Annotated in this window: 9 protein-coding genes; 2 read left to right on the top strand and 7 right to left on the bottom strand. The window is 73.8% G+C overall.

The window, feature by feature from the left end; genetic code table 11:
- Positions 1-105 precede the first annotated feature (105 nt).
- The 4 genes from WME79_RS04285 to WME79_RS04270 form a co-directional block, all read right to left on the bottom strand.
- A complete protein-coding gene (locus WME79_RS04285) occupies positions 106-1,263 on the bottom strand; it encodes a serine/threonine-protein kinase (protein ID WP_437532256.1) in 1,158 nt (385 codons plus the stop codon).
- A gap of 36 nt (positions 1,264-1,299) precedes the next feature.
- Complete coding sequence (locus WME79_RS04280) at positions 1,300-2,682, bottom strand: serine/threonine protein kinase (RefSeq protein WP_437532254.1); 1,383 nt, start codon at positions 2,680-2,682, stop codon at positions 1,300-1,302.
- A gap of 78 nt (positions 2,683-2,760) precedes the next feature.
- Positions 2,761-4,155: a formylglycine-generating enzyme family protein gene (locus tag WME79_RS04275; protein WP_437532251.1), complete on the bottom strand. Its 1,395-nt coding sequence runs from the start codon at positions 4,153-4,155 to the stop codon at positions 2,761-2,763.
- A complete protein-coding gene (locus tag WME79_RS04270) occupies positions 4,152-5,618 on the bottom strand; it encodes a formylglycine-generating enzyme family protein (RefSeq protein WP_437532248.1) in 1,467 nt (488 codons plus the stop codon). The genes WME79_RS04275 and WME79_RS04270 overlap by 4 nt, the downstream gene beginning before the upstream one ends.
- A gap of 184 nt (positions 5,619-5,802) precedes the next feature.
- On the opposite strand from WME79_RS04270, the gene WME79_RS04265 reads away from it, so the two are divergent.
- Both WME79_RS04265 and WME79_RS04260 read left to right on the top strand, forming a co-directional pair.
- Entirely contained in the window at positions 5,803-6,762 is a 960-nt protein-coding gene (locus WME79_RS04265) for a hypothetical protein (RefSeq protein WP_437532246.1), read from the top strand.
- A gap of 26 nt (positions 6,763-6,788) precedes the next feature.
- Complete coding sequence (locus WME79_RS04260) at positions 6,789-7,823, top strand: PEGA domain-containing protein (protein WP_437532243.1); 1,035 nt, start codon at positions 6,789-6,791, stop codon at positions 7,821-7,823.
- An 87-nt stretch (positions 7,824-7,910) separates the two neighbouring features.
- Here the strand turns inward: WME79_RS04260 and WME79_RS04255 are convergent, their stop codons facing one another.
- Genes WME79_RS04255 through WME79_RS04245 form a run of 3 tightly spaced genes read right to left on the bottom strand, consistent with a single transcriptional unit; the run spans position 7,911 to position 25,089 of the window.
- Entirely contained in the window at positions 7,911-15,728 is a 7,818-nt protein-coding gene (locus tag WME79_RS04255) for a beta-ketoacyl synthase N-terminal-like domain-containing protein (RefSeq protein ID WP_437532240.1), read from the bottom strand.
- Between the two features lie 11 nt (positions 15,729-15,739).
- Entirely contained in the window at positions 15,740-23,413 is a 7,674-nt protein-coding gene (locus tag WME79_RS04250; RefSeq protein ID WP_437532237.1) for an SDR family NAD(P)-dependent oxidoreductase, read from the bottom strand.
- Between the two features lie 26 nt (positions 23,414-23,439).
- Positions 23,440-25,089, bottom strand: a complete 1,650-nt coding sequence (locus WME79_RS04245) for a PfaD family polyunsaturated fatty acid/polyketide biosynthesis protein (protein ID WP_437532234.1) — start codon at positions 25,087-25,089, stop codon at positions 23,440-23,442.
- Positions 25,090-25,323 lie beyond the last annotated feature (234 nt).

Here is a 25,323-nt window from a genome sequence, read left to right as displayed (position 1 = left end):
CAAGCACGAAGGCAGCGCACCACACACCACGCGCCACGCTGGCCGCTGACCCACGCCACGCCACGCCGCGCCGTCGCACGCCGCTCCGCATCCAGCGGATCGCCGTCAGCGCAGGAGCGTCGCGGCGAGCACGCCGCTGACCGCGAGCAGCGCGATCGCCAGCAAAACGACCGCCCAGACGAGGCCGCGCGCGGGCGCGACAGGGCGCGCGGCCGCGACCGCGCCCGGCCCCGTGGCCGACGACAGGGGGGCGACCGGGGGCTGCGGCGCAGCGGCGACCGGCGCCTGCCTGTCGCCCGAGGGCAAGGCCACCGTGTCGGCCGTCTCCCACACCCCGGCAGGGGGGCGCACAGCCGAGGGCGGCTTGCCGTCCGGGAGGCCCGCGGAGGAGCCGCGATCCATCGAGTCGGCGACGCCCGACGCCACCATGAACGCCTCGGAGAGCTCCCGGGCCGAGGCGAAGCGCGCGTCCGGCTCGACGGCAAGCGCCTTCCGCATCCAGGCCTCGACCTCCACCGGGATGGCAGCGCCCGGCGCCGCCGCGGACAGCCCGGGCGGGGGCGTCCCCAGGATCTTGGCGATGAGCGGCCCGAGCGCCGGGGCGGTGAAAGGGCGTTGCCCCGTGAGACACTCGTAGACCACGACGCCCAGGGACCAGAGATCGGACCGGTAATCGACGCTCTTCAGGCCTTTCGCCTGCTCCGGGCTCATGTAGTAGGGCGTCCCGAGGAGCGCCCCCGTGCGCGTGGGATCCATCCCCGTGATGGCGAGCGCGTCTGTCACCTTTGCCACGCCGAAGTCGAGGATCTTGACGATCTCCCCATCATCCTCGCGCGCGATAAAGAGGTTCTCCGGCTTGATGTCGCGATGGACGAGCCCGACCTCGTGGGCGCGCGAGAGGGCGCGGCAGACGTGAGAGACGATCTTCGCCGTCTCCGCCGGCGTCAGGCGCCTGCGCGCGGAGAGGCGATCGCGCAGGCTCTCGCCTGCCAGACACTCCATCGCGATGTACGGTAATCCATCGTCGGTGAGGCCATGGTCGAGCACCTTGACCACATGGGCGCTGCGGATCCGCGCCGCGATCTGCGCCTCACGGTCGAAGCGCGCCCGGGCGGTCGCGTTCTTCGCGGCCTCGACGTCGATGAGCTTGATGGCCACCGGCGTGCGCAGCGACAGGTGCTCTGCCAGCCACACCGAGCCCATCCCGCCCTTGCCGAGGAGCCGGGCAAGGCGGTACTTCCCGGCGATACGTTGACCTTCCATGGCGCGGGAGCAGGGTAACGCGGGGCGCGCTCGCCGTCAGTACGGGAGTTGGTCGACGATCCCCCGCGCTTGCGTCGTCGGCGCCGACGGCGGCGGCCCAGACGCCGGTGTCGCCGGTGTCGCCGGCGCCTTCAGCGTGCCAGAGAGAGCTCTCGATGAGGGCCGCCTGGACGACGACGCCGCGGACGGCGCGACGCCCGCGACCGCAGGCTCGTCCCGAGAGGGAAGGGCCGGAGCGGGCGCGCTCGACATGGCTGCTGGAGGCGCCGCGGCCGCCACGGGCGGCGGCTCCACCGCCGCTTCCGCCGAGGCGGGGACCGGAGCGGCAGACCCGTCCGGCGATGGGCGACGGAGCGCAGTGAACGCCGCCACGAAGGCCACCGCGAGGAGCGCTGCGACCGCGAGCGCCCTCTTCAGCGATCTCGCGCGCCCGCCGGGGGCCGCGAGGGCCGGAGGCGCCGCTACGGCTCCCGAGCTCGGAGACGCGGCGAGCGGCGCGAGCGCGCCGACGACCTTGCCTCCCGCGAGCGCGCCCGCCGACGAGGGATCGGCGTAGCGGCCGAGGACCTCGACGAGCGGCCCCAGATCGTCGAGCCGATCCTCGCGCCGCTTTTGCAGGCAGCGGTCGAGCACCCCGGCGACGTCCGCGGGCAGGTCGGGCACGGCCGAGCGGATCGACGGCACCTCGCGCTGCAGGAACGCCGTGTACATCTCGCCGAGGTTCTCGAACTCGAGCGGCCTCCGGCCGGTGAGCGCCTCGAAGAGGATGACGCCCATCGCCCAGATGTCCGCGCGATGATCGATGTCCTTCTCGCTCATCGCCTGCTCGAACGACATGTAATGAGGCGTCCCGAGGATCGAGCCGGTGCTGGTGTTGCCGCCCTGCGTCTCCGAGCTGATCGAGGTCGGGTCGAGCACCTTGGCGATCCCGAAGTCCAGCACCTTGGGAACGCACCCGCCGGCCTGCGGCTCCGAGAGGAAGATGTTGTCCGGCTTGAGGTCGCGGTGCACGATCCGCTTCTCGTGCGCGGCGCGGAGCGCTGACGCGACCGGCACGAGGAGGCGCGCCGCCTCGTACAGTTGCAGGGCGCCCCTGCGCTTGCGCAGCCCGGAGAGCGGCTCGCCGCGGAGCAGCTCCATGACCATCACGGGCGTGTGGTCCTCCTCGAAGACGTCGAGCACCTCGATCACGTTCGGGTGCTGGATCGCGGTCGCCGCCTTGGCCTCGCGGAGGAAGCGCCGGGTCTGCCCGGCGTCGACGACGCCGCGGATGATCTTGAGCGCGACGTCGCGCCCGGTGCCGACGTTCCTGGCCGCGTACACCTCGCCCATCCCGCCGCGGCCGATGAGGCGCTCGATCCGGAAGCGCCCGGCGATGATCTTGCCGGCCGGGAGGGAGCCCTGGAGATCGTCCGACACGAGCGGCAGCGTATCGTGGTTCCCCGCCGGACGCAGCGTATCGCGGTCGCCGGCCGGCCGGGAATCACGGCAGCGCGGTCACATCGGCTGTGCGCAACGGAAGCCGGTGGCCGGATTGAACGCCGACGCCCTCTCATGGCTGCGCGCCGTGGCCCGGGCCCCCAACTTGTAACCCGACCAGGAGCTCCCGCGATAGGAGAAGCTCGGCGCCGCGCCGGGCGCAGGCTCGCGACACACCGGATTGACGAGGAGCGGCCCGCCCGACTGCCAGCAAGGCGCGGCGTAGGGAGCGAAGGTGTCGGCCACCCACTCGGACATGCTCCCGGCGAGGTTCCGGATGCCAAGGGCGGTCACATCGCTCGGGGCCCCTCCGGCGACAGGCCCCCAGGGCACTGGCGCGTCGAGCGGGCGACAGCCGGAGTTCTCGAACACGTCCTGGTCGACCTCCCCGCTGCCCCTGCCCCTGCCGAGGAGCGCCATCGCGCAGAGATCCCCGCCGTTCCCCCAGGGATAGGCGGTCTCGTCATCGAGGTTGCCGGCCGCGTACTCCCATTCCGCCTCGGTGGGGAGCCGCTTTCCCAGCGCGGAACAGGCCTCCTCCGCCAGCGCGTGGGTGACGCAGTTGACGGGCAGCGCGTCGTTCGCGCCGTCGGACGCGCCGAGGTACGTGCAAGCGCCCAGGTCCGACCCCGGCGCGTCGATGTCCCTGGCAATTGGCGCCGATCGGATCTGCCCTGTCGCCACGAGCTCCCGGACCGTGCCCACGGTCACCTCGTCCGCGTCGATGGCGAACGCGCCGAGCTGCACGAGGCGCTCGGGCTGGCTCAGCTCGTCGAGATCGACGGTGTAACCGGGCCGCGGCGTCCCGAGAAGGAAGACCCCTCCGGGCACACACACCATCCCCGCCGGCACCGGCCCCTGGCAGGGTACCGGGGCCGCGCTCGGCCAGGAGCCGGGCTCGGGCCGGGCCTCGACCTCGGAGAGCAGCGGAAGCACCGGCTCCGGCGCGAGCGCGCCCGCCTCCGGGTCGCAGGTCGCGCGCTGCTCGGGGAGGCTCGGGACGCCGAAGCAGCGCATGGACAGATCGAGGGCGACGTGCGTCTCGCCATCGAGCGGCGGGAGCCTGGCCACGGCGTCGATCAGCGCCTGACCGCGGGGGAGGCCGTCGGGGCCCGCCTGCTCGGCCCGGTAGAGCCGCGCGCGGACCCGCACGGCGGCGCCTTCCTCCCGCGGGACCACGCCAAAGCTGACGGGCAGGCTGTCCGGCCCATCCACCCCGATGAGCCGCATGCAGCCGGTGCAGATCGCGCCCTCGCCCATCACCTCGAGCAGCAGGTGATCGCCGAACCGGGGCGCCGGTGCGTCGGTCGAGGCGCTGACGAGCCACTGGCGCGGCTCGGGCTCGCACGCCGAGAGCGCCGAGAGCAGAAACCCGGCAGCCGCGAGCGCCGTCGACAGGCCACGAGCCGTCACGGCGCACCTCCCGCGTAGACGCACCGGAAGCCGTGCAGCGAGTCCAGGACATCCCCTCTCCGGAACGCGGGCCTGGTGTTCGCTGGGCCGCTGGCCCAGTCTCCACCGCGGGCGGCGTGTGCGTTGATGCCGTCATCGTCGCAGCGGGGCTCGACGAAGATCCCGGGCGCGCTCCAGCAGCCCTCTCCATACGGAACCAGCTTGTCGGCGCACAGCTCGCTCAAGCTCCCGCCGAGATCCAGGACGCCATCCCTGGAGCTGTCGCCCAGGCCACCGCACGTCGCCGAGGGCCGATGCGAGCCGACCTCCTCCGGCCCCGGATCGCCAGGGCACAGCGTCCCCCGCCCGGCGCTCGCCGTGCAACACGCGGGAGACGCGTCACCCCAGGGATAGATCCGCCCCTGCCCTCGACCCCGCGCGGCGTGCTCCCACTGCGCCTCCGTCGGCAGATCACCGCCGCTCGCTCGGCACGCCTCCCGGGCAAGGCGCCAGGAGATGCAGTTGAGGGGATACCCATCGTTCGCTCCGTCGGTGGCGCCCAGCCAGCGGCAGTCTGCGAGCCCCGTCCTGCTCGGATCAGGCCCGGCGAGGTCATCGCCCTCGGCGTGGAGGAGCCCCTCGTTCAGCAGCGCACGGAAACGACCGACCGTGAACTCCGTCCTGTCCATGAAGAACGGGCCCACATGCACCGGCCGCGGCGGCACGACCGAGACGTAGCTCTGCTCGTCGACGCCGGCGAGCTCGGCCTGACCGATGACGCTGAATCCGCCGGGGATGCAGACGGCATCAGCGCCCTCGGGCGCGGCGCCGCAGGGGACCTCCCGCGCGCGCGGCCACATGCCGGCGCGCGTCGCGCCCATGTCGGCCTCCGATCCGACGAGGACGCCCTCCGATGGGGCCGCCATCCGCCGGATGGCGTCGATGCATGTGTGCGGCGGCTTGCGCAGCGACGCGGGCACACCCAGGCAGTCGGCCGAGAGCAGGAGTTGCACCGTCTCCACGCCGGACACGGGGAGCGCGATCTCGATCAGCCGGTCGATGGCGGCCTCTGGCGGAGGATCGATGGTCGAGAACACCCTCCCCTCGATGGAGTCCTTACCCCGCGCCGCTACGGCGCCGCGGAACGCTCGGATGCGCAGGCGGAGCACGGCGCTCTCCGCCTCCGGCGCGGCCACCCCGAAGGAGAACGGCCAGGACGAAGGGTCCGGCAGGACGAAGTTCGCCGTACAGTCGACGTCATCGATGCAGCCGGGACGCCACGCTTCGTCGAACCCGTCGATACGCACCGTATCGATGACCGCCTCCGGAGAGATGGAGGGGTCTGCCAGGAGCTGCGCAGCGACCGGCGCGTCGGTGTCCACGACGACGAGGAGCTGCGGTCGCTCTCGCTCGCCGCAGGAGCCGGAGAGCCCTGCCGCAGCGAGCACGACGAGGATCGAGAGCGCGCGTGTCGGTTCGACCACCTGCCGCCTTTCGCCTTTCTCGTTGCCGCCCGACAGGACCCAGGAGTAGTCTCCTCGCTATCATCGAGGAGGGGCGAGGCCAAGAGGGTTCTTTCGCTGCTCCACCCGAATCCCCCGAATCCCCCGAATCACCCGAATCCCCCGAATCACCCGAACATCGCTCTGCCGCTCGCGAGGAGATTGTATGTCGTGGGTCACCCGGCCTGTGCTCGCCGCGCTCTCCGTAGCCATCGCGGCGGCGCTCTCCCCCGCGTGCGACGGCGATTCCTCCTCCGAAGATCCGGGAGCGGCGGCGAGCACGGGCTCAGGCGCCGGCGGCGGCGGCAACGGTGGTGGCGGCGGTGAGGCCACTTACGGCGCGAGCGCGTGCGGCACGTGCGTGGAGCAGACAGCGTGCTTGTCCCAGGTGAACGCCTGCGCGGCCGACCCGGGCTGCGCCGCCTACCTCGACTGCCTCGACGCTTGTCCGCTGAGCCCGAGCGGGGACGCGGACATCGCGTGCGAGCAGGCGTGCCCGCCCGTCACCGGCTCTCTTGGCCAGAGCGCGAAACAGGCCTTCATCGACTGCCGCCTCGCCGGCCCGGGCGCGGCGTGCGCCGGTTGCGGTCAGATCCCCGCCCCGACAGACCCGGATTTCAACCAGACGTGCTCGCCGTCGACGGATCCGAACACCTGTTACAAGTGCGAGGACGAGCGCTGCTGCGAGACCTACCAGGCTTGCAGAGACGACCAGGATTGCCAGGACCTGGTCACGTGTGTCAAGGCGTGCGCCGAGGACCCGGATGATGCGGCCTTCTCGCCCTGCGAGAGCGCGTGTTACCAGGCGCACACCGCAGGTTACGTCGCCTACAGCCACCGGATGGCGTGTATGCAGTACTTCTGCTTCGACAACGACGCTTGCGGCAACGAGCCGCTGGACCCCTGCGTCAAGTGCCAGAACCTGCACTGCGCCGATGAAATGGCGGCTTGCCAGCACGAGTTCGAGTGTGCGTTGCTGGACAACTGCAAGGTCCCGTGCGACGTCGCGGACCAGGCCTGTCTCATGGAGTGTGATGCGATGTTCCCGGACGCGGTGGCGACCCACAAGGCCGGGCTCGATTGCGCGCTCGCCCACTGCGAGATCGCTTGCGGCGGGACGGACTGAGGGAGCGGCCAGGGACGAGGGGTACGATGCGGACGCGATGGATCCTGGGTGGCTTGGTCGTGGCGGCGCTCGAACTCTCGACGGCCGGACGCGCGCGCGCCGAGGCGCCGGACCCGGCGGCGGCGCCGGCAGAGGCGCCGGCGGTCGATGAGCGCACCGCGCGCGGCAGGGCGGCGTTCCTGCTCGGCGTGCAGCGATCGAAGGACGCGCAGTGGGGCGAGGCGCTCGCCGCCTTCGAGGAGGCGGCGGCGGCGCGGGACGCGCCCATCGTCCAGTACAACATCGGCTTCTGCGAGCGCGCCCTGGGCCGCTACGTCGCCGCGCGCCGCACCTTCCGCCGCGTGCTCGCGGGCACCGAGGGCCTGGCGCCCGCGCAGATCGACGACGCCAGGGCGTTCGTCGCGGAGCTGGATCAGCTCGTGGTCCGGGTGGCGGTCACGCTGGATCCCCCGGGCACCCCGCTGACCGTCGACGGGCGCGCGCTCCGGCTGGCCATCGACGATGGGACCCGGGTCTTCGTGACGCTCCCCGGGTCCGCCGAGCGCGCAGCGGCGCCGGGGGAGAAGACGTTCACCGTGGAGCTCGATCCCGGGGTCCACCTCTTCCGCGCGGCGCGGCCCGGGCGCCAGGATGCGTTCGTCCAGAAGACCTACAGGCCGGGGGACAAGGCCACGCTCGATCTGCACCTGGACATCCTCCCCGCGCATGTGGCCGTGCGCGCGGAGCCGGCGCAGGCGCTCGTGCGTGTGGACGGCCGCGAGGCCGGGCTCGCGCCCATCGACCTCGAGCGGCCGCCGGGGAAGTACAGGATCGAGGTGGTGCGGGACGGGTTCGAGACGTACGCGGCGACGCTCGATCTGCACGCGGGGCAGCGGGCGGATATGACGGCCAAGCTGATCCCCGTGCGGCCGTCGCTGTGGACGCGGTGGTGGTTCTGGACGGGCGCGGCGGCGGTGGTGACGGGGGGCGTGGTGCTGACGTACGCGCTGACGCGGCCGGAGCCGGACTACAACGGGGGGAGCCTGAACTGGGTCGCGGAGCCGGCGGCGATGAGGTGGTGAGACACCTCGCTCGCACGCGCGTCACCGCCGAAACGGTGGCCGTGACACGCGCGCGGCGACGGCTCGCTCCTGTGAGCGAGCAGCGGCTCACCCCCCGAGCCGCCTCCCGAGGAGCCGCGCGGCGAGCTTCCGCAGCCAGTCCGCCCGCCGGGCGTCGGGCGCGACGAGCCGCCCGGTGCGCGCGGCCTCCAGGATCGCCGCCGTCTCCGGCGTCGGGTCGGCGCACGCCTGCAGCACCCGGAAGACCGTCGCGTCCTCGTGCGCGACGCCCGCCTCCTCCACCCAGGCGTCCACCGACGCCGCGAACGCAGGATCCCCAGGGAACGGCTGCTCGACCGCGTTGCTCGGGCCAAGCCCGTTGATGCTGCTGATCACGAGGTCCTTGCGATCCTTGTAGGTCAGCCCCGCGAGCTCCTCGGGCAGCAGCGGGCGGCCGATCCAGATGTCCTGCACGCCCATGCCGAGCGGGAACTCGAGCCGCCGCTCGAGCGGCTCCGGCGGCAGCGCGCCGGAGAAGCGCACCGGCACCACCGGGACGCCCACCGCGAGCGCCATGTCGATGAACGAGCCGCTCATCTTGCGCACCGGCGTACGGCACTCGAGCGACCGCGTGCCCTCGACGTGCACCATCACGCCCTTGCCAGCCCCCTGCATCTCGGCCCCGAGCTCGGCGATGATGCTCCCGAGCGACGCCTTGTCCTCGCGATCGAAGTACGTGATCACCTTCGGATCGCGCGCGCCAGGGTACGCGAAGCAGTGCGCGAGCATCGTGCCGAGCCACGTCGCCCGGTGCTCGGCCTTGGCCAGCGTGACCGTCGAGACCTCCGTCAAGCCGGACACGGCGATGCCGAACAGCAGCGACTCCACGCCGACCTGGTGATTGCCGAGGTAGAGCAGGCTCCGGCCCTTCACAGCGCTGAACGCCTCGGGATCGACGACGTGCACCCGGCGGATGAACCGCTCGATGAGCCCGAAGTACAGGTCCTCCGCCGGCCACCGGCCGATGCCCATGGCCGCGCCCCAGTAGCGGCGGACCGGCGCGATGTCGATCACGGGCGGGCCCGCGTCGCGGACCGCGACCTCGGAGCCCTCGCGCGCCACGGTGAACGGCCAGCGCGTCAGCGGCTGCGCCGAGGAGACGCCGGCGAGGGACACCGTCGACGGGTGCACGCCCGCGCGCCGCGCGACGTGATCCTTCACCGCCGCCGCCTCGACGAGGTCGCCCGACGCGGCGTAGAGCTGCGCCACGGTGCCGGGCATCCAGTCCATCGTGCGCACGTCGGCGGGGCTGCAGCGCGCCTCGCCCGACGCCGCATCGACACGCGAGACAGCGAGGTCGACCGGCGCGCGATCGCGGAGGAACGCCCGGCGGATCCCGGGCGGCGCGCCGCCGATCGGCCCCTGCGGGAGCAGCACCTCGACCAGCCGGAGCTCCAGCCAGACGCGCTCTCCCGCCGCGGCCCCGGCCTGCGCGATGGCCTGCACCCGGAACGAGACGAAGCGATCGTCACGGCCCTCGTAACGCACCTCCACGCGCACCGGCGACTCGGGCGCCGGCCCGTACAGGCGGAGCGACGGGATGCGCGACGGGAACGCGATCTGGGCGGGCGGGCACTCTGGATCCCACAGCGACAGCCGGTCGTGCGGGATGGTGTGGGTCAGGGCGTCGAGCATGCCCTGGTGCAGCGTGCCGGGGGGCACCGAGCCCTTCGCAGGGTCCAGCACCGCCGAGGAGCCGCGCGCGCCGAGCCGGAGCGCCGTCAGGTACTGGAACGCAGGGCCGTGGAACAGCGTCCCCGCCGCGTACGGATCGTCCGCCTCCGGCGCGTCGAGCGCCGGCTCCGGCGCCGGGGCGGGCGGGTATTCGCGAGCCACCCGCACGCGGCCGGTGCACACGGGCTCGAACCGCGAGAGCGCCGGGTTCGATGCCTCGCGCCACGCGAGCAGCCGGACATCGAGGACGTCGCCCGATCCGGTCGCCTCGGCCTTGACGCGCACCGGCCCCGGCACGGGCAGCCAGCGCTGCACAACCACGTCCTCCACGGCCACGACCACGCTCCCCGGGCGCGCCCGCAACGCGGCGCCGGCCAGCCGGTCGACCATGCTCATCCCGGGGAGCGCCGGGACCGTCCACGTGGGGCGGTGGTCCGCCACCCACCCGTCCGGGTCCAGCACCTCCTCGACGTCGTCGAGCGCCGGCGCCGGCGCGGCCTTCGCCGCGGGCTGCTCCTGCGGGCGCAGGCGCGGGCTCCCGCCCACGGCGCCCCGGAGCGACGCGAGGCGGCGCGCGCTCGCGCGCGGGTCGAAGCCGACGTCGGACCGCGCCCGAGGCGAGGCGCCGTCGACGATCCGCACGCCGAGCGTCGCGCCGTAGATGCGCAGGCCGTCCACCCAGAGGTAGGACTCGGCGATGACGTAGGGCCCGCGGTCGTCGCGGCCGACCTCGAGGATGTCGGTGTCGACCGTCACCCGCCGGCTGGCCGGCAGCACCTGGCCCCGGTACCGCCAGGAGTGCTCGTGCCCCGTCATCACGGGCTCGAACCGCGGATCGCGGAGGCCCGCGTGGAGGTCCTGGTGCAGCATCCAGAACTGGATCGTCTGCAGCATCGCCTCGATGCCGAGCGAGCCTGGCTGCACGGGATCGCCCAGGAAATGGGCCTTGAAGAACCACTCCGACGCGTGGACGTCCCGCCGCGCGCGGAGCCGGCCGAGCCCCTTCCGGCCGCCGGCCTGCCACAGACCGTCGATCCGATCGATCATCAGCAGCGAGGGCCGCGCGAGCCCGAGCTTGCCGCCGCAGTACCGCGCGGGGCGCTCGCGGAGATCGACCTCGAAGTCGGACGGCTCATCGAGGGCGGCGACCTCCTCGGGCCTCGGCGGGATCCCGATCTGCGTCGCGAGCGCGGCCTTCGGGAAGAAGCCGAACACCGTGTCGAGGTCGTACACCCGCGCGCCGCCGAGGCTGCATTCGACCCGGAACGAGAGGATGATCATGCCGCCCGACCGCGACATGTTCGTGAGCCGCGATCGGGTGCGCAGCGCGCCGCCGGCCGCCGCCGGCAGGACCTCGGCGTGCAGCGTGCCCTTGCCGTCGAGGTTGCGGAAGTACAGCGCGCCGTCGGTCGAGAGCGCGCAGCCGGCGTAGCTCGCGAGCCAGCCGCACGTCTGGAGCGCGGCCTCGAGCACCACCGCGAACGGCATCGTGAGGCTCGCGTTCTCGTCGAAGTACCACGCTTCCTCCGGGACGTCGTACTCGACCTCGACCTCGGCGCCGGCCTTCATCGCCGCCATGGGGCGCGAGACCGACAGGACCCGGCTCATGAAGTGGTACGGCGGCCCCGGGAGCCGGGCGACGTGCTGGCCCCCGTCGAACCTGCGGTAGAGCGGGCCGAACGCGTCCGACGGCCTGCCCCAGGCGCAGGAGAGCAGGCTGCGGTAATCGAGCGGGAAGCCGCCGGCGTCCGCTGAGGCGCCGTCCGGCGGCGGCGCGCCCGTCTCGGACCAGGGGACGCGCGCGACCGGCACCGGCTCGACGTGGCCGTCGAGCAGCTCGGGGGCGCTCGTCAGCGGCCAGTCGGGGCTGAGGCGCAGGCCCACGCGGCGGGCGTGGAACGCCTTGAGGCCGTCGACCGTGCACAGGAAGTCGGCGAACACCGTCGGGCACGGGCCGTCGTGGACCTCCTCGACGAACACCTCGTAGGTGAGCACGCGGCTCGCCGGGACCACCTGGCCGCGGCAGCGGAGCAGGTAGGGGATCTCCGGCACGGGCTCGAAGCGAAAACCGTCCGCGTCCACCGTGAAGCCCATGGCCGCCATGTAGAACGCGAGCGCCTGCAGGCAGCCCTCGAACATGAGCGTCCCCGGCATGCAGGGGTCGTCCTTGAAGTGGCCCTCGAAGTACCAGCCGTCCTTCGTGATGGGCAGCGTGGCCCGGAGATAGCCGCGCTTCCACGGGCCGCCCGCCGGGTCGAACACGTCGACGCGATCGAAGAACAGCATGGGCGGGGCGCTGATCCGCGGCGTCCTGACGTGGGTGCTCAAACGATCGAAGCCGGGGCCGAACGCCGCCGCGCCGTCGCCGGCCGCGAACGCGAGGAGGTCGGCCCGGTCGAACGCGGACTTCTGGCACGCGATCCGGGGCGGATCGAGGCGGGCGGTCTTCGCAGGCTCGGCGGTATCCGCGTCCCAGAGGACGCCCCCGGAGCTCGCGAGCTCCTCGTCGGTGAAGAAGCCTGCCTGGCCCTTGCGCGTCTTCAGGCGCAGCTCGCCGCCGATCCGGCAGTCGTAGTGGAAGAAGAACAGGCGGACGTCGCCGTGCTTCGCGTGCCCGTCGACGTGGATGTCGTAGACGAGCGTGTCGCCCGGGCGCGGCAGGCCACCGTAGAAGGTGAGCTCGCAGCCGAGCAGGCGGTAGACGCGCTCGCCCTTGTTCTCGAAGTCGGCGCCGAGCCAGCTGATGAGCAGGAGGTCGGCCTGGCCGCTCTCGATCATGACGCCGGCCGGCATCGCGCCGTCGTGCAGGTACCAGGAGTCCCACCGCACGTCGGTCTCGGTCCACATCGTGCCGAGCTTCATCGAGCCGGGCTCGGCGTCGATCCCGGTGACCCGATCGGCGAGCAGGAGCGGCGGCATGGGCATGCGCACCTGGCGGCGATAGGCGTCCTGCCGGGCGAAGAGCGGGCCGAACACGTCGGAGATCCGGCCCGAGGCGAGGTGCTCGAGCTGCTCGCGGCTGAACCGGGGGCCGCGGGGCGCAACGGCAGGCGCCGCGGAGAGCTCCGGTTGGGCGGCGGGGCGCGGCGTAGGCGGCGGCGCGGCGGCGCGGCGCGGCGTAGACGGCAGCGCGGCAGCGGCGCGCGGCGCAGGCGGCTGCACGGCGGAGGGGCGCGGCGGCTCGACGACACGCGACGGTTCAACGACACGCGGCGGCTCGAACGGACGCGGCGACTCGGCGCGGGCGAGCTGCGGCGCAGCGGCGGGACGCGACAACTCAACCGGGCGCGGGGCATCGATCCGGACCGGCGCGGCGTGGGGCACCTGCGCCAAGGGGGCCTCGTACACCACCGCGGCTGCGCCCGACGACGCCTGCACGAGCGAGTCCAGCGCGCGCTGCCGCATCTGAAGGAACCGGCGGTGGACCTGAGCCTGCTGCTCCGCCCACTCCTTGTGGATCTGCGCGAGCTGCACGGTGAACGCCGCGGCGCCGGCGATCACATCGCCCGGGATGTCCACGGCAGCGGCCGCGACGACGGCCGGTCCGACCGGCGGCGGCTCCTCTGCGAGGCTCGCGGCGACGGACGTGACGACCGCCAGCCCGACCGGCGGCGGCTCATCCCAGGACGGCGCCTGATCCGCCTCGGCGGCAGAGAACCCCGTGGGCCCGGGGTACAGCGGCGGCAGGTCGTCGAGAGCGGACGGCAGAGGCGGCGCAGGTTCCATGGAGTCTCCGGGGGATGAACAGGAGGCCGCGCCGGGCACGACGATCGCCGGCGGGTGGGCGGGGAGCGTGAGCATCGGCCCCTCCGCCGATCGCGGCGGCGGGAGCGGCGCAGCAGGGCCGCCGGCCCCGATGCGGACCGACAGCGAGCCGCCGCCGAGGCCGGCGCAGCGGACCTCGGCGACCCGGATCTCGTCGGACCACGGCGCCCCGTCGGGCTTGCGGCCATGACGGCACGCGAGCACCGCGGCGGCCACGTGCAGCAGGCCCGAGGCGGCGTGCGCGTGGCCGAACCGCGGCGCGAGATCCGTGGACGACAGCACGAGGCCAGGGTCGCCCGGCTCGTCCACGACCACCGCAAGGACCGGGTGCCGCTCCCGGACGGCGTCGTCGAGGCGCTCGAGCACGAGCACCACGGCGGCGTCGCCGGGGGGCAGGCGGACGCCGAGCGCCTCGAGCGCGGCCACGTGGGCGGGCTCGCACGAGAGATCCACCGCGCCGACGATCGCCGCGTCCACCACGCCGGCGCGCAGGGCGCGGGACGCGACGCGCAGCGCCCAGGGGCCGGACAGCTCCTCGGCCGCGATCGTGAACGACGGCCCACCGACGTCGAGCTGGCTGTTCAGCCGGTTCGCGGGGATGTTGGGCATGTTCCCGACGACGCCCGCCGCCTGCAGCGCAGGGATGATCGCGTCCCGGAGCGCGCCGACGTCGACCGACGGACCGAGCCGCGCCGGCGCCGTCTCGGCGAGCCGCCAGCGCGTCATGTACCGGCACACCTCGGTGTCGGCGCCCATGCCGATGAGCACGGCGGTGCGATCGCGCGGCAGCGCGAGCCCCTCGGTGGCCTCGATCGCCGCCTCGAGCAACAGCGTCTGCTGGGCGAGCGCCTGCTGCAGATCGCGCGGCGGGAACCGGAGCCGATCCGCGGGCAGCGCCACGGTCGCCCGGCGGGGATCCGCGCCGCGACCCGAGAGGAGCGGCTCAGCGAAGGCCCGGACGCCGCTGAGCTCGCCGACGCACAGGCCCATGGCCACCACGGCCAGGGGGCCTGCCGGCGCGGGATGCGCGGCCGCGACAGGGCGCGAGGCAGCAGCGGCGGGCTGCGGCGCGGCGTGGGCCGCGCGGCCCCTCGGCGAGGACGGCTCGTACGCCTCCACGAGGAGGTGGGCGTTGTTCCCGCCGAACCCGAACGCCGACAGGCCCGCGAGCCGCCGCCCCTCCCACGGCTCGGCGCGCTGCAGCACCCGGAAGGGGCTCGCGGCCACCGCGTCGCTCAGCGGATCGGCGTGCAGCGTCGGCGGGCGGACGCCGGCCGCCATGGCGCCGAGCAGCTTGAGGAGCCCGGCCGCGCCGGCCGTCGTGACGAGGTGACCGAGGTTCGACTTGAGCGAGCCGAGCGGGACCTCGCGGGAGCCGAACACCTCTTTGAGGGTCGCGATCTCGGTCGCGTCGCCGAGGGGCGTGCCCGTCGCGTGGCACTCGAGCAGCGACACCTCGCGGGGATCGAGGCCCGCCATGGCGTACGCGGCCCGCATCGCGCGCAGCTGGCCCTCGACGGAGGGCGCCAGGAGGCCGCGGCCGCGGCCGTCGTTCGACAGGCCGATCCCGCGGATCACGCCGAGGATCGGCCTGCCCGCGGCCTCCGCGTCGGCCAGGCGCTCCAGGACCACGAACGCCGCGCCCTCCGCCGGGACCAGGCCGTCGGCCTCCGACGAGAACGGGCGGCTCTGCCCGGTGCGGCTCATGGCCGACAGCGCGCAGAACCCGATGTGCATGAAGAGGTCGTCCGAGCGGCACACCGCGCCTGCGAGCATCCGGTCGGCCTCGCGGTCTTGCAGCCGCTCGCAGGCGAGCGCGATCGCGTACAGCGACGACGCGCACGCGGCGTCGAGCGCGAACGCCCCGGCCCCGAGGCCGAGCACGTCGGCCAGCAGGTGGGCGGGCAGCCCCGACATGAACCGGTTGCGCGGATCGGGCCGCGGGACGCCGGCGAGATCGCCGAGCCACGTCGACTCGACCCACGCCGACATCGCCGACGACGGGAACGAGAGGTTCCCGAACACCGCGCCCGCGCGGTCGGACGGGCCCTCGTGACCCGCCTCGCGCAGCGCCTCGCGGCCCGCGTAAAGCACCCACTGGAAGAGCGGGTCGAGCGCGAGCAGGGACTCGGGCGGCCCGCCTCGCCGCGGGAACGGGTCCCTGGCGAGCACGCTGCGGAAGTGCTCGTCGAACCCGGTGACGTAGCCGCCGCGGTCGCTCCACGCGCGGTCCTTCGCGTCGCGCACGTCGCGCGCGTCGCGCGTGGAAGCCCCCGCGAGCGCGCGCTCGCGGGAGAGGCGCCAGCGGCCGTCGGGCGCGGCGGACAGGAGGTCCCTGCCGGCGAGCACGTTGTCCCAGAGGGCCGCGGGGTGGAGCGCGCCCGGGAGGACGCACCCGCGGCCGACGATCGCGATGGGCTCGAACACGCTGGCCTCGATCACGCCTGGCCGCGCGCCGTGTCGGGGCGCAGGACGTACTGCACGTCGCGCAGCTCCGCGACGAGCGAGCCGCGGTCGTCGACGAACGCGATGTCGGCCTTCGTGCGATCGCGGGCCACGATCTGCCCGCGCACCACCGCGCGCAGCGGGCCGTCGGACGGCCCCTCGGCGAAGGTGTGCAGCGCGCCCACGGACATCGGGAGCGCCGCGCCGCCGAGCACGTGCTGCGTCCACAGCGTCGCGAGCTGCAGCCCGCCGTCGAGCGCCGCGGGATCGGTCTTCCACGGCTGAGCCACCCAGCCGGCCTCGCGGAGGCCCACGACCGTCCCCGCGATCCCGTCGCGGCTCACGCCGTCGAGCTGTCGGATCACCTGGAAGTCGCGGCCGTGGAAGAGCGTGCGGCCGTCGTACAGCTCGCCGCCGGCGGGCCACGGGCCGAGCTCCGGCGCGGCCGGGCCCTTCGGGGCCACGCGCCCTTCGGGCTGCTGCATCTGGATGGTCGCCGCGTAGTGCAGCGCCCCCTGCGGCCCGCGCAGCTCCGCCGCGAGCACCGCGCCGTGGCCGTTGCTCACCTCGCGGCAGTCGACGCGGAACACCTCGCCGCCGGACTCGTACGCCGCGAGCTTGATCCCGCGCAGGACCCGCACGTCGCGGAGCTCGGTCACGACGAGATCCGGCCGGCACGCGCGCGCGGCGCGGGCGAACCACTCGAGCGCGATCACCACCGGCACCACGGGGACGCCGTTGATGGCGTGATCGCCGAGGTAGGGGTGCGTCGCGCGGTCCGCGCGGACGGCCAGCGCGACCCCGCCGCCGTGGCCCTGGGCCGCGAGCGCCTTCGGCTCCGCGCCGAGCACGAGCTCGACCGCGCCGGGCGGGGCGCCGCCTTGCCCGCGCGCGCCGCGATCGCCCGACCCGTCGCACAGCTCGTCGAGGAGCATCTTCGCGCCCGCGGCGAGCGGGATGAGCGGCACGCCGAGCTGCGCGAAGTGGGCCTCAAGCGCCGCGTTCACCATGCCGCCTTGCCAGGGACCCCAGCCGAGCGACTTCACCCGGCAGCCGGGGCGGCGGTCTGCCTCGGCGGCCGCGACCTTGTTCAGGACCTCGTTCGCCATCGCGTAGTCGCACTGCCCCTTGTTGCCGCCGCGCGCGGCGATCGAGCTGAAGAGGACGATCGCCTTGAGCGGGTCGCGCACGGTCGCGCCGAGCAGCGCCCGGAGGCCGTCGACCTTCGTGCTGAACACGCGCTCGAACTGCTCGACCGTCTTCTCGGCGATGAGCTTGTCGGCGAGCACGCCCGCGCCGTGGACGATCGCCGTGACGGGGCCGAGGGCGCCGCGCACGCCGTCGAGCGCCGCGGCCACCGCCCGCGCGTCGTTCACGTCGACCGGGACGTAGAGGGCCTCGCCGCCGGCGGCGCGGATCGCGTCGAGCGTCGCGCGGACCTCGCGGTTCGCGAGGATCTTCGCGACGCTCCGGCCGATCTCCGCCGGGGTCACCCGCTGGCCCGCGGAGGTCGCCGCCTTGACGAGCGCCGCCTTGAGCGCGGCCTCGCCGTCGGCGCCGCGGCAGGCGGCCGGCTCGTCCTCGAGCGCGGTGCGGCCGAGCAGCGCGAAGCGCGCGCGGCTCGCCCTGGCGAGCGCGATCAGCGTTGCCGCGGTGACGCCGCGGGCGCCGCCGCTCGCCACGACCACGTCGGACGGCCCGAGGGGGAGCGGCCCGGGCAGCGCGTCCTGCCGGACGCTGCGCGGGGTGGTGCGCCGGCCATCCGCGCGCAGGCCGATCTCGAGCTCGACGCCGCCGGACAGGAGCTCCGAGGCGATGGCCTCCGCGAGCTCGCCGTCGGAGCGGCCGGCGCGCTCGAGGTCGATCGCGCGGCAGGACGCCTCGGCCCACTCCAGCGCCGCGGTCTTCACGAGGCCCGTCAGCCCGCCGATCCAGGCGCGGTCCGAGCCCGCGATGCCGAAGTCGCCGCCGGTGTCCTGGACCGAGACGAAGAGGGCCGGCTTCGCCGCGATCGCCTGGGCAGCGAGGAACGCCTCGCGATGAACGGCGAGCGCCTCGTCGGCCGTGGCCAGCTCGCGCAGACCGCCGAGGAACACGGCGCCGCGCGCGCCGCGGGGCACGGCGGGGGCGTACTCGGCGGCGATCCCGCGCGCCGCGAGGGCCGCGACGAGCGCGGGGCCGACCGCGTCGTGGCCGGTGACCACGAGGGTGCCCGCGTCGAAGAGGCCGGGCATCGCGAGGCCGGCGGCGGGCGCCGGTTCCTCGACGAGCGTCCACCGGCCGAGGGGCGCGGAGGCCGGCTCCTCGGCGGGCTCTGCCGGGGCAGCGCCGGAAGTGACAGCGGCGGGACCGAGGCTCGCGCGGAGGTGGTCGACGACCTGCCCCAGCGTGCGCAGCTGCGCCAGCGCCGAGGCGTCGACCTCCGCCAGCCCGGGCGTCCCGTCGCGAACCGCCGACAGGATCTCCACCCGCTTGATGCTGTCGATGCCGAGATCGCTCTCCAGCTCCATCTGCAGCCCCAGCATCTCCGCCGGGTAGCCCGTCGTCTCCGCGACGACCGCCATCACCACCCGCTCCACCTCGGCCGCGCCGGGCGCCGCGCCGGACGCGACGGAAGGCGCCGCGATAGCAGGCGCGGTGGCGGCGGGCGTGACGACTGCCGGGCTGGCGCTGGCGGCCGGCAGCGAGGCGCGGAGGTGGTCGACGACCTGCCCCAGCGTGCGCAGCTGCGCCAGCGCCGAGGCGTCGACCTCCGCCAACCCCGGCGTCCGGTCGCGAACCGCCGACAGGATCTCCACCCGCTTGATGCTGTCGATGCCGAGGTCGCTCTCCAGATCCATCTGCAGCCCCAGCATCTCCGCCGGGTAGCCCGTCGTCTCCGCGACGACCGCCATCACGACTCGCTCCACCTCGGCCGCGCCAGGCGCCGCGGCGGAAGCGACGGCGGGCACCGCAGCGGTGGACGCCTTCGCGGCGGGCGCGGCGACAGCCAGACTGGCGCTGGCGGCTGGCCCGGCGGCCGGCAGCGAGGCGCGGAGGTGGTCGACGACCTGCCCCAGCGTGCGCAGCTGCGCCAGCGCCGAGGCATCGACCTCCGACAGCCCAGGCGTCCGGTCGCGGACCGCCGACAGGATCTCCACCCGCTTGATGCTGTCGATGCCGAGATCGCTCTCCAGCTCCATCTGCAGCCCCAGCATCTCCGCCGGGTAGCCCGTCGTCTCCGCGACGACCGCCATCACGACTCGCTCCACCTCGGCCGCGCCAGGTGCCGCGCCAGACGCGACGGCAGGCGCCTTCGCGGCGGACGCGGCGACAGCCGGACTGGTGCTGGCGGCAGGCAGCGAAGCGCGGAGGTGGTCGACGACCTGCCCCAGCGTGCGCAGCTGCGCCAGCGCCGAGGCATCGACCTCCGACAGCCCCGGCGTCCGGTCGCGAACCGCCGACAGAATCTCCACCCGCTTGATGCTGTCGATGCCGAGATCGCTCTCCAGCTCCATCTGCAGCCCCAGCATCTCCGCCGGGTAGCCCGTCGTCTCCGCGACGACCGCCATCACGACTCGCTCCACCTCGGCCGCGCCAGGTGCCGCGCTCGACGAGGCGGCAGGCGCCGCGACGGCAGGCGCCTTCGCGGCGGGCGCGACGGCCGCCGGACTGGCGCTGGCAGCCGGCCCGGCGGCCGGCAGCGAGGCGCGGAGGTGATCGACGACCTGCCCCAGCGTGCGCAGCTGCGCCAGCGCCGAGGCGTCGACCTCCGACAACCCAGGCGTCCGGTCACGGACCGAGGACAGGATCTCCACCCGCTTGATGCTGTCGATGCCGAGGTCGCTCTCCAGCTCCATCTGCAGCCCGAGCATGGAGACGGGGTATCCCGTCTTGTCCGCGACCACGTCGAGGACCAACCGCTCGATATCGACACGCGGCGCAGCGGCGACCGCTGCCTGCGTTGCCACGACGGCCGCAGGCGCGGTGACGGGCGCAGACACTGCCACCGCCGGCGCCGCGGCTGCCGCCTTCACAGCCGCAGCAGGCGCCGCGGTGGCCGCCTTTGCTGTCACGGCGGGCGCTGCAACTGCCACCTTGGCTGTCACGGCAGGCGCGGCCTGCGCCGGCAGCGCGACAGCCGTATGGAGCTCCCCGCCTGCGCCGTTCAGGCCGTCCAGGGCCACGTTGCTCTTGCCCTCGCCGGAGCGCGCGGTCGGCGCCCCTGCAGGCCGAACGGACGCCTCCGAGACAGGCCCCACATGCACCGGAGCGAGGAGAACCGGCGCAGGCCGGACCTCGGACACCGTCGTAGGAGCGACGGGGTACGGAGCGCCGGTCGCCAGCGCGGCAAGCCCTGCGAAGGACGCCTCGGCGGCCTGAAGGAAGGCGATGTGGCTCTCGGCCATCGTGCGCTGGTACACGCTGTGGGCTTCCGCCGTGGCGCGCTGCGCCTCCTGGTACGCGGCCAGCCACGACGCGCTCGCTGCCGGCCGAGACGCGCTCACCACAGGCGTCGACGAGCTCACTGCCGGCCGCGACGCGCTCACCACAGGCGCCGACGAGCTCACTGCCGGCCGCGACGCGCTCACCACAGGCGCCGAAACGCTCGCCACCGCAGACGCCGACGCGGTCACCGCCGGCTGCGACGCACTCACTAGCGGCCGCGGCGCGCTCACCACGGGCGCCGACGCACCCACCGCCGGCCGCGGCGCGCTCACCACAGGCACCGACGCGCTCGCCACCGGCGCCGACGCGCTCACCCCCGGCCGCGGCGCGCTCGCCACCGGCTGCACCGCTGCCCGCGCCGCCTCTGGCGCCGGCTTCTGCGCCGCCCGCGGCGGGCTCGCCGCCGGCAGCGCCTTCGCGCCCCCCTGCGGCGGGTACGGCTTGCCGTAGTTGCTGCCGTTGATCTGCAGCGCCAGCTTCGGCTTCGGCAGCGCCCGCGGATCGCTCGGCGCCGCGAAGCCCTCCCAGAGGACCCTCGCATCCAGCGGCACCCCCGCCACGGCGAGCCGCGCCACCGCCTCGAGCAGGCTCGTCACGCCGTGCTTGCCCTTGCGGTCGAGCGCCACCGCCCGGTGCGGCCGGCCGTTCAGGATGTCGCCGACCAGGTTCGTCAGCACCGAGCCCGGCCCGACCTCGACGAACGTGCGCACGCCGTCCGCGTACATCCGCTCGATCTCCTCCACGAACCGCACCGGCTCCGCGAGCTGCCGCGCCAGCCGGTCGCGCGCCGCGTCGCCGCCGCCCGCGTACGGCTCGATCTCCGCGTTGCTGTACACGGGCGCCGCCGGCGCCTCGACCGCGATGCCCGCCAGGAACTCGCGGAGCGGCGCGCTCGCCTCCGCCACGAGCGGCGAGTGGAACGCCGCGGCCACGTCGAGGCGCCGCGCCTGGATCCCGGCGCCCTTCAGCCGCTCCTCCGCCGCCTCGATCGCCGCGACCGAGCCCGACAGCACCACCTGCTTCGGGCCGTTGTGGTTCGCGATCACCACGCCGCCGAGGCCGAGCGCCCGCACCTCGTCGATCCCCCGCGGGACCGCGATCATCGCGCCCCGCTCCGACGACGCGGCGCCCATCAGCTCGCCGCGCCGCCGCGCCACGCGCAGGAGGTCCGCCGCGGACAGCGCGCCGGCCGCGTGCAGCGCCGTGATCTCGCCGAAGCTGTGGCCCGCGAACGCCTCGGCCCGCACCCCGAGCGCCGCGAGCAGCGCGAGGTGCGCGAGGCTCGTCGCGCCGATCGCCGGCTGCGCCCACCGCGTCTCGCGGAGCCGCGCCTCCTGCGCCGCCCGGTCCTCGTCCGAGAACACCGGCCGCGGGAACACCACCTCGTGCAGCGGCGCGTCCGCGATCGCGACGCCCGCCGCCGCGTCCCAGGCCGCGCGGGCCGGATCGAACGTCATCAGCGCGTCCGCGCCCATCCCGACGTACTGGCTCCCCTGCCCCGGGAACAGGAACGCCACCCGCCCCGGCGCCTCCCCGCTCGCGCAGTGGACGAGCGGCGCCGAGAGCGCCTGCTCCGGCCTCGCCTCGAGGTGCGCCGCGACCTGCTCGAGCTTCTTCCTGAGATCCGCCTCGTCCGTCGCGCACAGCCCGAGCCGCGCCGGCCTCGACGCGTCGAACGAGAGCACCGACTCCCGCGCCAGGAAGCGCAGGATCTCGGGCACCTCCGCCTCCTTCGCCAGCGCCCGCGCGCGATCCGCGAGCGCCGCCGGCGTGTCCGCCGACAGGAGGACCAGCTCCGCCGGCAAGGCCCGCACCCGCCACGCCTTCGGCGCCGGGCCCGTGTACTCCTCCAGCGCCACGTGGAAGTTCGAGCCGCCGAAGCCGAACGAGCTCACCGACGCCCGCCGCGGGTGGTCCCCCGGCCGGATCCACGGCCGCGCCTGGGTGTTGAGATAGAAAGCGGTCTTTTCTATGTCGAGCTTGGGGTTCGGCTTATCGACCTTGATGGTCGGCGGGAGCACCTTGTGGTGCAGCGCCATGATCGCCTTGAACAGCCCGGCCGCGCCGGCCGCCGCCTTGGTGTGGCCGATCTGCGACTTCACGCTGCCGAGCGCGCACCACTGGCGGTCTTCGCGCCCCGACTCGTCGAACATCGCGCGCAGGCCCTCGAACTCGGCCGCGTCGCCGGCCTTCGTCCCGGTGCCGTGCGCCTCCATCAGCTCCACGGTCTCGGGGCCGTACCCGGCGGCGGCGTACGTCCGGCGGATCGCCTTCGCCTGCCCTTCCGGCACCGGCGCGTACACGCTCTTGCTGCGCCCGTCCGACGACGAGCCGATCCCGCGGATCACCGCGTAGACCCGGTCCCCGTCGCGCTCGGCGTCGTCGAGCCGCTTGAGCGCCACCATCGCGATGCCCTCGCCGAGCAGCGTGCCGTCGGCCTTGTCGGAGAACGGCCGGCAGTCGCCCGACTTGGACAGCGCAGGCGTCTTGCTGAAGCACATGTACATGAACGCGTCGTTCATCGTGTCGCAGCCGCCCGCGATCACGAGATCGGACTGGCCGAGCGCCAGCTCGTTGATCGCCATCGACATCGCCGACAGCGACGACGCGCACGCCGCGTCGGTCACGCAGTTCGTCCCGCCGAGGTCGAGCCGGTTCGCGATGCGCCCGGCCACCACGTTCCCGAGCAGGCCCGGAAAGCTCGACTCCTGCCATGGCACGTAGTTGCCCGCGATCTTGTCGCAGGCGCGCTTCACCTCGTCCTCCGGATACCCGAGATCCCGGAGCGCCTTCGCCCACACCGGCCGCTGGATCCGGCTCACCATCGAGGCGAGCAGCTCCTGCGCGGAGGTGACGCCGAGGATCACGCTCATCCGCTCGCGGCTCATCGACTCGAACTGCCCCTGCGCCGCGTCCTCCAGGACCCGCTTCGCCACGATCAGCGCGAGCAGCTGCGTCGTGTCCGTCGCCGGCACGATCGAAGGCGGGACACCCCACTCGAGCGGATCAAACGGCACGTCCTTGAGAAAGGCGCCCCGCTTCGCATACGTCTTGTCCGGGGCGGACGGATCGGGATCGTAGTAATCCTCGATCAGCCAGTGGGTGCTCGGGACGTCCGTGATAAGGTCTGTCCCGGACAGGATATCGCGCCAGAAGCCGTGCGCATCGAGCGAGCCGGGGAAGATGGCGCTCACGCCGACGACGGCGATGTGCGGGATACGCGAAGACGAAGGGTGCATGAGGACCTCGGCAGGTGGTCAGGCGCTCAGGCGAGCGGGCGAGGAGTGAAGTGGAATGCGGCGCTCGGCACGGGAACGCCGTACGTCCGGAGCTGCTGCGCGCGCGTGACGACGGCCGCGCCCTCGAGCAGGTTGCGCGCGACCTGGACCGCCGTGCGGCGCGAAGGGTCCTCGAGGAACGACCCTTTGACCCAGCGATTGAACGCGCCCATGGCCGGGCCGCACCAGATCTGGTAATCGGCGCGGCGCTTCGGGTCCCCGGCGATCGCCCACTTGCTGGACATGCCGAGATACCAGCGGAAGATCAGCGCCATCTTGTGCTTCCGGTCGCGCGCGGCGCGCTCGAGCTCGGCCGGGTCGCGCTCGGTGAAGAACCGCTCGCAGCCCGCCCACACCTCGTCGCACGACATCTGGAACAGCTCTCTCTCGATGCGCGCGCGCACGTCTGCTGGCAGCGACTCGATGGAGTCGTGGGCGACGTAGAGATCGTAGAGCCGCTGCGCGCGCACCCCGAACATCGTGCCGCGCTTGAGCACCTGGACCTGCACGCCGAGCTCGAACATGTCGGCGGCCGGCGTCATCACCACGTCCGGGAGATCGGCCTGGGCCAGCATCTTCTTGCCCTCGTCGGACAGGCCCGACTCGATGCACGACTGGTTGACGGAGCCCGTGAGCACATACGCCGCCCCGAGCGCGAACGCGGCGGCGACCGACTCCGGCGTGGAGAGACCGCCGGCGGCGCCGACGCGGATCGGCCGGTGATATCCGTATTTCGCCGCGAGCTCGTCGCGGACGCCGAGGATCACCGGGAACAGGGCGACGAGGGGTTGATTGTCGGTGTGACCGCCGGAGTCCGCTTCCACGGTGATGTCCTCGGCGACCGGGAGGCTCCGCGCGAGCTCCGCCTCGTCCCGGGTGAGCCACCCGTTGCGAACGCAGGTATCGAGGATCTCGGCCGGCGCGGGCGACAGGAAGCGCGCGGCGACCTCCGGGCGCGAGATCTTCGCGAACAGGTGGTTCTTCCGGTCGACGCGGCCGTCGGGCAAGCGCTTGACGCCGCTGTAGGCGAACCGCACGACCATCGGGTTCAGGCCCATGTACGCGGCCGCCTCGGCCCTCCGGACTCCCCTCTTCAGGTAGAGCTCCACCGTATCACTCTCCAGCCTGGGCTGGTTCGGAGCGTGGATGAGGTTGCAGCCCCAGGTAGGGCCTTCCGTCCCGAGCGCCGCGGAGATCTCGTCAATCGCCTGCTCGATCCGGTGCAGCCCGAGGCCTGCGGCGCCGAAGAACCCCATCATGCCTGCCTTGGCCATCGCGATCGTGAGCCGCGTGGTGTGGATGCCGTTCGCCATCGCGCCGGCCACGTAGGGGAAGCGCAGGCCGTGGACCTCGACAAAGGAGCGGTCTCCGAGCCACTCCGGGTACAGGGCGGGCAGCGTGCCAAGGAGCGGGAACGTCGGGACCCCGTTGACCTGATCCTCGCGGAGGACAGCGCCGCCCCGGGACACGCCGACGCGCCCATCCGGCGTCTCACGCACCACGTGCACCGGCTCTCGCACGCAGGAGACGGCCTCCCGCAGGTCTGTCGATGTGAAGGCGGGGAGCCAGGGCCCGCTGCGCCAGATGCCGATCGGCTGGAGGCCGGCGCTGCGGATAACCTGCGGATCCTCAATCATGCTGAGCTGCCTCCTAATGACAAGCACGGCCTCTATAACACCCGTCGTGCGCCGCCTGCGGTAATGGTTCGGTCACGGCGCAACGGCACGCTGGACCCCTTCACCAGGCGATGAAAGCGCTTTCCCTCGGCTCCTCTGGGCCTGACGCGCCCTCGTGACGCACCGCGCCTGTGTTTCGTGTCTGTCACACGCGCGCCAGCGCGGCGGTCACCGCACAGGCGACGGGCCCGTCGC

Source organism: Sorangium sp. So ce726 (genome assembly GCF_051521405.1).
GTDB lineage: Bacteria > Myxococcota_A > Polyangia > Polyangiales > Polyangiaceae > Sorangium.
Note: the sequence above shows the minus strand (reverse complement) of the source record. Positions and strands in the feature narration are given on the sequence as shown.